The sequence below is a fragment of the Streptomyces sp. NPDC002911 genome (assembly GCF_053591835.1).
Window position 1 is genome coordinate 416,068 of sequence record NZ_JBSFUO010000004.1, and the last position, 12,215, is coordinate 428,282.

The following is a 12,215-nucleotide window of genomic DNA, read 5'->3' on the forward strand; positions in this document are numbered from 1 at the left end:
TCTCATCTAGGACGCTCCCTTACGATGTCGCTGGATCTACCTGAGACGACGCGCGAAATATTGTCTGACGACATCTGATCCTTAGTCGGATGAAAGTAGTTGGAGTGAGCCTCCACCAGTCCGTGTCCACCTTGGATCGGCTCGGGCCCTTCACTGACGCGAAAGCGATTTGCCCCGAAATCTCGGTGTGCAGGGTCGGTACCGAACCACACCTCGCTCGCCCTCGATTGCGCGTCTTGCGCGAGATATCCCGCAGCGCCTCCTAGAGCTCCGCCAAGAGCCCCGCCCGCTAAAGCGCCTGCAGGCCCCAGACTCGCGCCGAGGACGAAGCCGGCCGATGCTCCACCCGCGACACCACTTCCCAGGCCGCTGGCCTCTCGACTGTTGGGCAGCTTAGTGACTGAGTCATTCTCAGCCGCGCCGACAAACACGTGTTCTCGCCCTACCCCGAGTTCATCCGCAGTCCGCGCCCCTGTCCCAGGGCTGCCCACCAGAATGATGTCGTCGGCGCCAGGAATTCCGCCTCGCTCCTGAGCGGCGAGCCCAACCGCGAGCGAACCGTAAGAATGACCGATCGCCGTGACGTGCGGGTCTTCATACTGATTGGTTGCCGATAGCCCGGCCATGAACTCGTTGTAATTGGATGCCCCGGACCTTGCGTTTCCGTCTCCAGCAACGTCCAAACTTGCCGCCGGATCGTTGACTTCGATCTGAGGAGCATCGTACCCAAGCCACGCGATAGAGGCCGTCGGGGAATCGGGATTCATTTCCGCAGCACCGATTGCCGTATCTCGAGCACGTTTCAGGTCGCCCTCTGCGAACTCCATGTCCAGGGAGGTCCCCAACCCCGGCACATACGCCGCCACATTCTTCGCCGTATCAGGGTTTCCGAACGAGACGATCGCCCGTCCGTTGCCCTCATCCCCGATGCCCAGGAGAAACATCGGCGGCTCCCCAGGTTTAACCCCCGCCCCCAACTGCCGGTCGATCTCCCGCAGCCCCGCCAGCTGCGTCATCGACTTCCCGTCGTCCCGCCCCTCCAGCTTGCCGATCAGCAGCTGCAGGTTGTCCCGGTTCGCCGCGTCGCGGACCAGTGCCGGGATTCCGTCGAGGTTCCCGATCTGGTCCGGGTACACCGCCAGGTACTCCTCGCGCTGTTCCTGGGTCAGCCCCGCCCACCAGTCCCGCCGCTCCGCAGGAGACGCATCGTGCGGGATGGCGTCTTCGAGGTACGCCCCCGCCGCGTCCCGGACCTCCGACGCGTCGGCCGCCGCGTCCTTCCATGTGGAGTCCGGAACCTTCAGGCCCTCCTCCGCCCTCAGCCGGCGCAGGATCCCCGCATACCGCCAGTCGATCTCGGCCGCCGCCCGCACCGCCCTGCTCACCCGGTCCGCGATGTCCTGCGCCTTTGCCACGTTGGGGTTCGGAGCGACCAGGCCCGAAGACGGCACCAGCCCCGCAGGCCCGCTCGACGACGCGGTACCGCCCCGGAGCGGTGCGTCGTCGATGAGCCCGTCACCCGCCGCCGGGTACGTCACCGACCCGTCCGCGTGCACCGTGAACCTCAGCGCGGCCGCATCGCCCAGCGCCTCCGCCAGCGCCCGCTGCTGGGTCTTCATCTCGTGGGCCAGTGAATTCAGCGTCGTACGCAGGAGCCCGCACTCGGTGTACACGTACTGGAAGTTCCGCCCCAGTTGCCGCAGCCGTGCGACCGCCGCCTGTGCCGCCTCGCCCTCCTGCGTGTCGCGGAGCCCGGTGAGCAGTTGCTGCTCGATGCGGTCCCGCGCCGCGTCGGCCCGGTTGCTCGACTTGCCCCAGCCATCGGCCGCAGCCTCCAGCTCGGCGCATTGCACGTCCCGTAACTGCGCCCACGTCAGCGTCGGCGTCACCGCTAGTCGCCCACACCCGGGACGGCCACCGCCGCGAAGGACGACCCGACGGCCTCGCTCGTTGCGCCCTGCGTACGCGCGACGTCCCGCAGTTTGGCCGCCAGGCTGCCGCACTCGCCCTGCGCCGCCTGGATCCGCCGCTCCCAGGACTCCCGTACGGCCGCCAGCTCCGCCAGGGCGGTCAGCCTGCCCGCCCCCGCCATGAGCCCCTGGTGTGCCCGGCCCAATTCACCTCGCACCGGACCCAGATGGGTCACCAGCTCCTCCGCGCCCCCAGCGGCCCGCAGCCACGGCCCGTCGCTGTGCTTCAGCCTCGGCCCGCGGTCACCCCCGCTCGGCGGCCCCGCCGGATCACTCAGCCCACGCACCACGGCCACCCCGTTCACCCCGTTCCACGATCACGAAGCGGCACTGTGCCAAACGCGGCGTACCCGACGCGCCGGGCGTACCGGCGGCACGAGCCGAACCCCCGTCCCCGCAAGGAACAGCCCGCCCCGACATCACCCGAACGCGCGACCCGGAACCAACCGGAGGGGGACACCGTCCATCCCGGCACCCACCGGACCAACCGAAAGGGCCCCATGACCACCGCCACCGCGACCCGCTTCCTCTTCATCGCCCGGCACGGCGAGGCGTCCCCGGACGAGACCGAGCTGACGGAACGGGGCCGGCGCCAGGCCGCCCTCCTCGGCGAACGGCTCCGAGGCGTACCGTTCTCCACCGTCCACCACGGCCCGCTGCCCCGCGCCTCGGAGACCGCCCGGCTGGTCCACGAACGGCTCGGGCGGCGGGACATCCCCCTGCAGGTTTCGGAACCGGCCGGGGACTACGTCCCGTACGTCCCACGACGGAAGGAACTCCCGGAGGACTCGGCGGACAGACTCCTCACATTCGTGGAGCAGTTCCCGGAGGCCGAACGCAGTCTGGGCCAGGAGCTGGCAGGCGCCGCGCGGGTACGGTTCACCGGGCCCGTCGCCGGCGACGAACCCCGCCACGAACTGGTCGTCACACACGCGTTCCTGGCCGCCTGGCTGGTCCGGGACGCTCTCGACGCGCCCGCCTGGCGCTGGATGGGCCTCAACCACGCCAACGCCGCACTGACCGTCATCCGGTACCCACCCGGCGGGCCCGCGGCCTTGCTCATGGTCAACGACATGGGCCACCTCCCGGCGGAACTCCGCTGGACCGGATTCCCTCCGGAGCTACGCGTCTGAGCCGCGCCGGAGGCAACGCGTGTCCCCCGGACGGATGGTTTACGGAGCACTATCCACGCGGTCCGGGCGCCGCGACCCACTCCTCGCGATCATGCAAGGCGTGATCTCCCTACACCACAACTCATCGCGCACCCTTCGGTTGTTGATGGCCGCAGGGCTTGCTGCGGCGGGCCTCGCCGCATCGCTGCCCGCCGGAACGTCGGCCCAGGCCGCCGCCGCCTCCGCCTCCGCCTCCGTACCGCCACCCAGGCCGGCCACGGCCGCAGAGGCCCGCACCACCGCCTGGCTGAACACGCATCCGCAGCAGGCCGGCCGGTTCTTCCGGGACCTCCCCAAGGGAGGTGACCTGCACAACCACCTCTCCGGCGCGGTACGAACCGAGTACCTCATCCAGCTCGCGGCCGAGGACGGCCTCTGCATCGACGCCACGATGACCGCCGTCGCGTCACCATGCGCGACCGGAACCCGGCCGGCCGCCGACGCCCTCACGGATGCCGGGTTCCGGCAGGAGGTCGTCCGGGCCTGGTCCATGCAGGACTTCCCGCAGGGGCAGTCGGGGCACGACCACTTCTTCGCCACGTTCGGGAAGTTCGGCGCCGCGACATCGCACCGCGGGAAGATGCTCGCCGATGTGGCGGGCACCGCTGCGGCGCAGAACCAGACGTATCTGGAGACCATGGTCAGCCCCGCCTCCGCAGGCGCCAGGCAACTGGCCGCCGACGTCGGCTGGGACGCGGACCCGGCCGCCCTGCACCGCAAGCTGCTCGCCGGTGGCCGGCTGGACCAGCTGGTGACGACGGCGAAGCAGGAAGCCGACACCGCCGACGCGGAGTTCCGCGAGACGGCACACTGCGCGACCGAAGCACCCCGGCCGGCGTGCCGGATCACGGTGCGCTGGATCTCCCAGGTGTCACGCAACAGCGCCCCTGAACGCGTCTTCACCCAGATCGCCCTGGGGCTACGCCTGGCCGAACGCGACCAGCGGTTCGTCGCGGTGAACCTGGTCCAGCCGGAGGACGGCGAGATCTCGCTGCGGGACTACCGCCTGCACATGCGCATGCTGAACTACCTGCACGGCGTCTACCCCGCCGCCCACATCACCCTGCACGCCGGCGAACTCGTACCCGGTCTGGTGAAGCCCGAGGACCTCACCTTCCACATCGACGACGCCGTGCGCACCGGTCAGGCCGAACGCATCGGACACGGCGTCGACCTCGTACAGGAAGACGACTGGCAGCGCCTCGCCCGCGACATGGCGCGTCGCCAGGTCGCCGTCGAGGTGCCGCTCACCAGCAACGCGCAGATCCTCCAGGTCGAGGGCGACGAGCACCCGTTCCCCGTCTACCGGAAGCACGGAGTCCCCGTGGTCCTGTCCACCGACGACCCCGGGGTGTCGCGCGGTGACATCGGCCAGGAGTACCACCGGGCCGCCCGCACCTACGGCCTCGGCTATCCGGAGCTGAAAGACCTGGCCCGGGCCTCCCTGGAGTACAGCTTCCTGCCGGGCCGCAGCCTGTGGCGTTCCGACCCCGTACGCCGAGGCTTCCGCCCGGTCGAGGAGTGCCGGGTTTTGGAGTCGACGCGCTGCGCCCGGTTCACCGCGCAGAACCCGAAGGCCGGCCTGGAACTGCGCCAGGAGCGGTCCTTCCGCGCTTTCGAGGCCCGCTACGCCGGCTGATCCTGGCCGGCCGAGTCAGGGGCGGGCCGGTGCGCCGCCGCAGCATCTTCCCGCCCCGCAACGCCCCTCAGCCGCGTCGAGGCGGTTCGCCGTACAGGGGAAACGAGTTTGTCGCCGCCGTCAGAGCAAGGGGCGGAGGGAGAGCGACGTCTTCCCCGTACCTGGCACGCCGCGACTCCTGAAATCTGCCGTCGCCAGGCCGCGTATGCATCACCCACGTGCCGTGCCGGGGATCCACGACGAGCAGAACCCGCACCCCTGCGACCGCGTACCAGTCGCTCTTCTGCGCGATGTCTCTGGACTTCTCCGACTGGGAGACGACTTCTACAGCCAGCTCCACGTCCGCAGGGTCGGCCAGCCAGTTGTCATCGTCGTCCCACGCCTCGGGCAGCACGATGAGATCCGGTGTGGCGTAGTCGTCGAGGTCGCCGGGCATCGCGACCGAGGTCACTTCGTTCGCCGCGAGCCCTGCCGGAAGCCCCGGGTCCAGCTGCAGACGCAGCCGCCTGACCGTCCCCGCGTGCTTGCCACGCGGCGTCGGTGACGTCACGAGACTTCCCCCCAGCACCTGCACGCGCAGGCCCGTTGCTTCCTCGATCTTCGCGGCGATCTCGCGCAGGTTTCCCGGGCGCGGACGCAAGGAGGGATCAGCAGACATGGTGTTCGGCCTCCGTCCCTGCGACGCGGATACGGTGCCCGCTGATACGGACCCGGAGGGAGGGCCCGTATCCCGTCCTGCGGCGATTCCACCGTACTGCCAGTCGCATCTGTAAGCCCCTGCCACGAAAGCCTCCCCACCGATCCATCATGACTACACACGGTTACGATAGATCGACCCACTGACACTCCAGCTTCCCCGCGCTTGCCTACACTGACGGGCATGGCATGCCGCATCAGCGAGCTGGTCATCGACGACGCCGCCCCCGAGCGGCTCGCCGCGTTCTGTAGCGGAGTTCTCGGCTACGTCGAGACTCGGGCGGGAAGATGACGGAAGCATCGAGGTCAGGCCTCCCGACGTCGGCCTCGGCGGCCTGCAGCCCACCCTCGTCCTCAGCCCCAGCAGCGACCCGCGAGCCGGGAAGCTCCCCCTGCACCTCGACGTCAACGCCACCGACCACGGCCAGGACGCCGAGCTGGAGCGACTGCTCGCCCTCGGCGCGAGGCCCGCCGACGCGGGCCAGACCGGCACCGAGAGCTGGCATGTCCTGGCGGACCCGGAAGGCAACGAGTTCTGCCTCCTGCGCACCCGGCTCCAGCCCCTCTGACCCCGCCGCGTGTCACGTCGGGCCACCCCACTGGCACTCCGGTTTCACGCGCATTCGACCCACAACACCTTGCCGCCCTGCCCCGGCAGACCGCCCCGGATCAGGTAGGCGCCCGAGTTGTCCGCGTACTCCCGCACAACAGCTTGAACACCTCGTGGAGATGAGCACCCACGCCCATGTCGTGCTCCAGGTCATCCCGTTCCCCGCCGGCGCCTTTGCCGGATCGGGACAGTCGATCTACTACATCCACGGAGCTGTACCGCAGCTCGACAGCGTCAACCTGGATCAGTCGCACGGTCCTGTTTCCTCGACACGGAAGCACAGTTGCAGAAGTACCGAGTCCTGCTGAGCCGGATCGAGTCCATCGCACTCGCGCCCTCGGAGTCACGTGACTTCGTACACGCCATCGCCCGGAATCTGTGAGGGATCAAGATGTCCGTACTCTTTTGGCAGAAATCGTCCTACTGCGCTCAAGGCAACTCCTGCATACACATCGCCGCCGACCGAGGATCAATCGCCTCCACCGAGAGCGGCGACCCCAGCGGCGCGATACTCCGGACCAGCCCGCACGCCTGGGCAGCCCTCATCCGCACCGTCAAAGAGACCCACGGCCGTGGGTGAACCGCCGGCGGACCTCACCTGGACCCGCGCCGCCCCCGAGAACGCGCAGGGCCCCGGGCCCTGGATCGAGATCGGCGCCAGGGCACAGGTCTCACCCTACTTCGCAGACCGTCCGACACAGCAGGGCGACAGGCGGCGGATCGGCTGCAGGAGGTACGACAGAAAGGCCCGTGCGGCCGGCGGTCAACCGGCCGTCGGGGCAGGCGATGAGACCGGGGTGTCTGCGGACCAGAAATCGGAGCGGACGTTGGGGCGGGGGATCTCCACACCGTCGTAGGCGGGGCCGTTGGGCTTGGCAGTGGGGGCGGCTACCTCGGATTTTTCAACGCAGGGGCTGTCAACGTCGAAATGGACTTGCCCCTTGTCCGCAACAATAAGGGAGACCCCGAATCCATCTCGAGAGTTTGCGAAAATAGCGGGAAACTCCTTGCTCTTCCTGATCGAGTGAATAGTATATCCGCTCTCCTTCCACAGCCGTTCGATCACGCCGAGGAAGTTACCGCGCCGCCGCTCAGAAATAATCGTCATAACGGTCCGACTTCGGGTCACATCGCAACTTCCGGTCAAAGTCTGCCCATGCGCCCACTCGACCTCCGGCTTAATGGCAGCAAAAGTTTCATCCAGCATGACATCGGCATGTTCCGCAGCTTCTTGCATATTCATGTTCGCTGCCACTCCTTTCTCCTTCTGGGCTCCGCAAGCCGGGAGCAAGATACTTGCCATAACGATCGCGACGGTCCATCCCACGCCATGCTTCATCGCCAATCCTCCCTCTGAATCAGTTCGGGCTGCCCAGCGACAATCAGCGCAATGTTGTCGGCGGAAACCTTGTCCCTCTCTGGCGTGAAGTACTGAGAGTGAGCGTCAAAACCACCCGCGTCGAGGATGGGGTGCGACCCGTCATCAACTTTGAAGCGCTGGGCGCCAAACGCCTCACTGGCTGGATCTTTGCCGAAGTGAACATCATCATCCCCTTGGTCGGCGATGTCTCCCGCCAAGTATGAAACGAAGGGCCCTCCGGCCATGGCCAGGACACCCACACCACTCTGTTGCTTAGAGGGGAGCTGAGTCACAGGATCATTGTCAGCCGCTCCGACGTAGACGTTCTCCTTGCCCACGCCGAGGTCCTCGGCCTTATCGACACCCACACCCGGGCTACCCAGCAGGATGATGTCGTCCACGGCCGGAATTCCGCCATGTCCGGCCGCTGTGCCGACAGTGAGGGAGCCGTAGGAATGGCCGATCGCCGTCACGTGCGGGTCTTGGTTCCGATTGGTGGCTGCCAACCCGTCCATGAACTGGTTGTAGGCGGGGGCTCCCGCCTCGGCACTGCTGGTGCTTGCGACCGTAGCAATATTTGGAGCATCGTAACCGAGCCAGACAATTGCCGAACTAGACGCGTCATAGCGCCGCGCACCCGTCGCTGTGTCCAGGCCACGCTTCAATGTCCCATCGACGAACTCTGCATCCAATTTCGTGCCCAATCCTGGCACATAAGCCGACACATTCCGCGACGTGTCCGGGTTGCCGTACGCCACAATGGCACGACCATTTCCCTCGTCTCCGATTCCCAGCAAGAACATCGGAACTTTCGAAGGTTCGCCCAGTTTCGCTTCGATCCCCAAGAGAGCGTCGAGTTTCATCCGGGCATCCTCACCGTCCTTCCTCTCCAACTCATCGATGAGCACCGGAAGATAATTCCTGTTCGCCTCGTCCCGGACCGTGGCCGGTACCCCGTCGAGACCACCGACAAGTTCCGGAGCGACTTCCAGGAACTCCTGCTGCCGCTCCTCGGAGAGTCCGTCCCACCATTCCTTGCGCACGGCGGGCGACTCATCCCACGGAATACCCTGAGCAAGGTACTTGGATGCGGTCGAACGTACACTCGCTGTGTCCTTGAAAACGTCGTCCAGGGTCGCCTTGGTGACATCGAGCCCCTTGGCCGCCTTGAGCTTGTTCAGCACTTTCGCGTAGCGGTCGTCGATCTCGGTGGCCGACCGCACGGCACGTGCGATGAGGTCCGCGATGGCCTCAGCCTTCCGCGCATTCGGATTGGGATTGAATTTTCCCCCTGGAAGACCTGGCCGCTCACTCAGCCCGGGCGCTTCCAGCGGGAGCCGCGCGCTGCCCTGGGCCGAACCGCCCGGGTGATCCTGCTCGCCAAGCAGCGTCTCGCCCACCGCTGCCGGATAGCTGACTGAACCGTCCGCATGAACAGTGAACTGCAAGCTCTCCGCGTCCTCCAACGCCTGCGTCAGCTGCTTCCTCGGGCCGGCCAGTTCAGCGGCCAGACCATTCAGCGCGGTACGGATCAGCCCAGCCTCCGCGTGCACGTACTGAAGATTGCGGCTCAGCCTCTCAAGCCGTTTGATGGCTGCTTCCGCCGAGTCACTCTCCTGCGTCTCGCGCAGCTTCGCCGTCATCGCCTTCTCGACCCGGACGCGATCAGCATCCGCCCGACCCGAGATCTCGTGCCAGCCATCGCTCGCGTCCTCGAACTCTGTCCGTCTCAAGTCCCGCAGCCGCTGCCAGGTCAGTGGCGCGCCGGTCACCGGCGCGCATCCTCGCCCGTGTCCACGGACCTGAGGGACTTGTCCACAGCAGTCTCCGCCTCGCCCATCTCCTTGGCGACCTTCAAAAGAGCCCCTTCCAGGTAGTCGCACTCACCGCGCACGGCGACCAGTCGCTCGTCCCACGACTCCAGCACAGCGGTCAGCGATGCGACGGATGCGAGGCCCACCGCACCGGTTGCAACACCTTCGTGTGCCGGGCGAAGCCGGCCGCGGCTCGTCTGGGTGTTGGTACGCAGAGTGCTGGCGATGCCGGATGCACTGGTCCACGGTCCGCTGCTGTGCTTCAGACCGTCCCTGCCACCGCCCGTGCCTGAACCGCTGCCTGACGACTCAGCTCCAACCCCGGCCAGCGACATCTGCGTCCCAGACCCCGCGGCTGCTGCTGCCTTGAGCTGTTCCCACTCGTCCCAAGCCACCTGTGACCCCGCCCCCACATACGCCGCAGCACGGATGCTCCGCGCTGTCACATTGACGCTATCTCACCGATTCCGTTCATCACGGGGCGCAAATTAAAGGGCTGACAATAAGAGGTACGCAGCCATAGCATCGATCATGCAGCGTTAACAAGGGCGAACAACCCCAGATGCAAGACGAGTCCTTGTCGACGTCAGGGGCGCAAGACGAAGGACGAGAGACTTCTTCCCAAACTCTCTCGCCACGTCGCGACTCCTGCCGGAAGCCCCGACTCCAGCTACAGGAGCAGGATCGGCCCCTCGTGCTTGCCAGGCGACGACACGGCATAAAGTATTTGCAATATAACCAGTCACTTCATGTATGACTCTTGTGTGGGCAGTGCCCTAGTGTGTCCAGCAAGGAGGGTTGACACGTGACTCCCGAAGGCACTCCGACCGCTCGTCGCCAGCGCCTCGGAACCGAGCTCCGGCGTCTGAGAGAGAGCACAGGGCTCTCTGCCACCCAAAGGGCGCGCCTACTCGGCGTCAGCCAAGCCCAGTTCAGCAACATCGAAGCTAGCCGCTTCGGAGTCAGCCCCGAGCGTCTGCATGCCATGGCCCGAAACTACCGTTGCTCGGACCACGTCTACATCAGGGATCGTCCTGGAGTTCTCCCGTACGGACATCGAGCATCGGGTCAGCCACCGCCTTCGACATCAGGCGGTCCTCAACCGCCCTTCTCCACCGCCCTACCAAGCTGTCATTCATGAAGCAGCTCTCCGCGTTCCCGTCGGCGGTCCGCGTGTGGCCAAGGCCCAGCTTCATCACCTGGTGGAGCAGAGCAAGCGCGAGCACATCACGATCGAGGTGATCCCGTTCCGAATCGGCGCCTATCCCGGCTCCGGTCAGACGGTCCTGTACGTGCAGATTTCCGCGCCCCGGCTCGACACTGTGGACCCCGAAGCCGAGTTGGAGGTATACCGGCTCCTGCTGGACCGCATGGAAGCAGTCGCGCTCTCTGTCGGAGTCCAGGGACTTCGTCATCGACCTGGCCAACGAACCGTGAAGGAATCCTGCATGCCCTCTCACCAGTGGCAGAAATCCTCGTACTGCGCTCAAGGCAACTCCTGCATACACATCGCCGCCGACCGAGGATCAATCGCCCTCACCGAGAGCGGCGACCCCAGCGGCGCGATACTCCGGACCAGCCCGCACGCCTGGGCAGCCCTCATCCGCACCGTCAAAGAGACCCACGGCCGTGGGTGAACCGCCGGCGGACCTCACCTGGACCCGCGCCGCCCCCGAGAACGCGCAGGGCCCCGGGCCCTGGATCGAGATCGCGTTCGGCCCCGGAGAGCTCGTACACCTCCGTGAGACCGGCGACCCCGGCACGGTGGTGACCACCACCGTGGAGAAGTGGGAGGCGTTCGCCAAGGGCGTCGTGGCCGGCGAATTCGACCACTTCGCCGAGATCGACGCCGGCTGACCTACCCCACCGGTTCGACGACAGGGCAACTCGCTCCGTGCGGCGGGACCGTCAGCGAGATCAGATAGGCGTCGACCGTCTCCCCGGTCGTTCCGGCCGCCTGCGTCGCCTCCGGCTCGCTCTCCGCCAGCCCGCGCAGGAAGGTGCCCAGCCGCCTCCACACGGAGTCGTACAGCCGCTTCACCACCACGACGTTAACCTCGCCGTTTCACTTGGGTACGCCTGGCTTGGGGGGGGAAACGCGAAAGTGCCTTCCTGACCTGGGACGATGAACCTTGCTGAGGGGTTCTGTCGGTCCAGGCGGAGGGCACTTTCTACGTGCAGGGTATCGGGTTGCGTCCCAGGGTCCATGTCAGTGCCGATGGTTCGGGGGTGGTCGGGCATGCCGGGGCACGGTTGCTGGCGGATCTCGCTGATGCCACCGGGCTGACCGCCGCGTACTCCGCCGCTCTCAGGCCGCTTCGGCCGCGCGGGACCGGGCATGATCCGGGCCGGGTCGCCACGGACCTTGCGGTGATGCTCGCCGACGGTGGTGAGGCGATCGCGGATCTGGCCGTGCTGCGGGACCAGGCAGGGGTGTTCGGCCCGGTCGCCTCCACGCCCACGGCTTGGCGGTTGCTCGCCGACACCGACGAGGCTGTACTCGCCTCGCTGCGGACGGCCCGCGGTTCGGCCCGGGAAGTCGCCTGGATGCAGGCCGCCGAGACCGGCGAGGGCATACCTGCTGCTCGGGCCGGCGGACGAGAACTTCCCGGCCTGGTTCTGGACCTCGACGCCACGCTGGTGACCTGCCACTCCGATAAGGAACAGGCCGCACCCACCTACAAGGGCGGCTTCGGCTTCCACCCGCTGCTGTGTTTCCTCGCGAACACCGGCGAGGCCGTATCGGGGCGGCTGCGGCCCGGGAACTCCGGAGCCAACACTGCCGCCGATCACATCACGGTGCTCGACCAGGCGCTCGCGCAAATCCCCGACGCTCACCGGCACGGCACCGACATCCTCATCCGCGCCGACAGTGCCGGATCCGCGAAAGCCTTCCTCGCTCACGTCCGCGACCTGCGGAAACGAGGAATCCGTACCTTCTATTCAGTCGGATA

15 protein-coding genes and 1 pseudogene are annotated in these 12,215 nt (G+C 66.9%); 9 read left to right on the top strand and 7 right to left on the bottom strand.

Translation table 11 applies throughout. From position 1 onward, the window contains the following. Window positions 1-2: 2 nt before the first annotated feature. Both ACWD04_RS09895 and ACWD04_RS09900 read right to left on the bottom strand, forming a co-directional pair. The gene (locus ACWD04_RS09895; protein WP_451129945.1) at window positions 3-1,889 is read right to left on the bottom strand and encodes an alpha/beta hydrolase; all 1,887 of its coding nucleotides are present in this window, start codon (window positions 1,887-1,889) and stop codon (window positions 3-5) included. 2 nt (window positions 1,890-1,891) lie between these two features. Beyond that, on the bottom strand, window positions 1,892-2,266 hold the full coding sequence (locus ACWD04_RS09900) for a hypothetical protein (RefSeq protein WP_451129947.1): 375 nt from the start codon (window positions 2,264-2,266) through the stop codon (window positions 1,892-1,894). Window positions 2,267-2,470: 204 nt separating this feature from the next. On the opposite strand from ACWD04_RS09900, the gene ACWD04_RS09905 reads away from it, so the two are divergent. Together ACWD04_RS09905 and ACWD04_RS09910 are read left to right on the top strand one after the other, a co-directional pair. Next, complete coding sequence (locus ACWD04_RS09905) at window positions 2,471-3,103, top strand: histidine phosphatase family protein (protein WP_451129949.1); 633 nt, start codon at window positions 2,471-2,473, stop codon at window positions 3,101-3,103. Between the two features lie 91 nt (window positions 3,104-3,194). Continuing rightward, window positions 3,195-4,781 carry an adenosine deaminase family protein gene (locus tag ACWD04_RS09910; RefSeq protein WP_451129951.1) on the top strand — a complete coding sequence of 529 codons (1,587 nt, stop codon included), beginning with the start codon at window positions 3,195-3,197 and terminating at the stop codon, window positions 4,779-4,781. A 67-nt stretch (window positions 4,782-4,848) separates the two neighbouring features. Here ACWD04_RS09910 and ACWD04_RS09915 read toward each other — a convergent pair whose 3' ends face one another. Then, complete coding sequence (locus tag ACWD04_RS09915; RefSeq protein ID WP_451129953.1) at window positions 4,849-5,439, bottom strand: Uma2 family endonuclease; 591 nt, start codon at window positions 5,437-5,439, stop codon at window positions 4,849-4,851. A gap of 222 nt (window positions 5,440-5,661) precedes the next feature. Between ACWD04_RS09915 and ACWD04_RS09920 the strand changes: the two are divergent. The 3 genes and pseudogenes from ACWD04_RS09920 (at window position 5,662) to ACWD04_RS09930 (ending at window position 6,667) form a co-directional block, all read left to right on the top strand. Then, window positions 5,662-6,046: pseudogene (locus tag ACWD04_RS09920) on the top strand (VOC family protein). Window positions 6,047-6,206: 160 nt separating this feature from the next. Then, the gene (locus ACWD04_RS09925; protein ID WP_451129955.1) at window positions 6,207-6,395 is read left to right on the top strand and encodes a hypothetical protein; all 189 of its coding nucleotides are present in this window, start codon (window positions 6,207-6,209) and stop codon (window positions 6,393-6,395) included. 83 nt (window positions 6,396-6,478) lie between these two features. Then, window positions 6,479-6,667: a DUF397 domain-containing protein gene (locus tag ACWD04_RS09930; protein WP_451129957.1), complete on the top strand. Its 189-nt coding sequence runs from the start codon at window positions 6,479-6,481 to the stop codon at window positions 6,665-6,667. 183 nt (window positions 6,668-6,850) lie between these two features. Here the strand turns inward: ACWD04_RS09930 and ACWD04_RS09935 are convergent, their stop codons facing one another. The 3 genes from ACWD04_RS09935 to ACWD04_RS09945 all read right to left on the bottom strand — a co-directional run bounded on the left by ACWD04_RS09935 (window position 6,851) and on the right by ACWD04_RS09945 (window position 9,407). Next, window positions 6,851-7,342: a hypothetical protein gene (locus ACWD04_RS09935; RefSeq protein ID WP_451129959.1), complete on the bottom strand. Its 492-nt coding sequence runs from the start codon at window positions 7,340-7,342 to the stop codon at window positions 6,851-6,853. Between the two features lie 80 nt (window positions 7,343-7,422). After that, window positions 7,423-9,219 (bottom strand): alpha/beta hydrolase, encoded by a 1,797-nt coding sequence (locus ACWD04_RS09940; protein ID WP_451129961.1) that lies wholly within the window; start codon window positions 9,217-9,219, stop codon window positions 7,423-7,425. Further along, entirely contained in the window at window positions 9,216-9,407 is a 192-nt protein-coding gene (locus ACWD04_RS09945) for a hypothetical protein (RefSeq protein ID WP_451129963.1), read from the bottom strand. Before ACWD04_RS09945 ends, ACWD04_RS09940 begins: the two co-directional genes overlap by 4 nt. A 659-nt stretch (window positions 9,408-10,066) precedes the next feature. Here ACWD04_RS09945 and ACWD04_RS09950 point away from each other — a divergent pair. The 3 genes from ACWD04_RS09950 to ACWD04_RS09960 are packed head-to-tail and all read left to right on the top strand — an operon-like array spanning window position 10,067 to window position 11,118. Next, on the top strand, window positions 10,067-10,402 hold the full coding sequence (locus ACWD04_RS09950) for a helix-turn-helix domain-containing protein (RefSeq protein ID WP_451129966.1): 336 nt from the start codon (window positions 10,067-10,069) through the stop codon (window positions 10,400-10,402). Then, the gene (locus ACWD04_RS09955; RefSeq protein WP_451130017.1) at window positions 10,317-10,898 is read left to right on the top strand and encodes a Scr1 family TA system antitoxin-like transcriptional regulator; all 582 of its coding nucleotides are present in this window, start codon (window positions 10,317-10,319) and stop codon (window positions 10,896-10,898) included. The genes ACWD04_RS09950 and ACWD04_RS09955 overlap by 86 nt, the downstream gene beginning before the upstream one ends. Continuing rightward, window positions 10,891-11,118, top strand: a complete 228-nt coding sequence (locus ACWD04_RS09960; protein WP_451129968.1) for a DUF397 domain-containing protein — start codon at window positions 10,891-10,893, stop codon at window positions 11,116-11,118. Before ACWD04_RS09955 ends, ACWD04_RS09960 begins: the two co-directional genes overlap by 8 nt. 1 nt (window position 11,119) lies before the next feature. Here the strand turns inward: ACWD04_RS09960 and ACWD04_RS09965 are convergent, their stop codons facing one another. Next, window positions 11,120-11,308 carry a hypothetical protein gene (locus ACWD04_RS09965; RefSeq protein WP_451129970.1) on the bottom strand — a complete coding sequence of 63 codons (189 nt, stop codon included), beginning with the start codon at window positions 11,306-11,308 and terminating at the stop codon, window positions 11,120-11,122. Window positions 11,309-11,406: 98 nt separating this feature from the next. Between ACWD04_RS09965 and ACWD04_RS09970 the strand changes: the two genes are divergently transcribed. Further along, the coding region (locus ACWD04_RS09970) for a transposase (protein ID WP_451130019.1) at window positions 11,407-12,215 on the top strand (809 nt) is incomplete at its 3' end.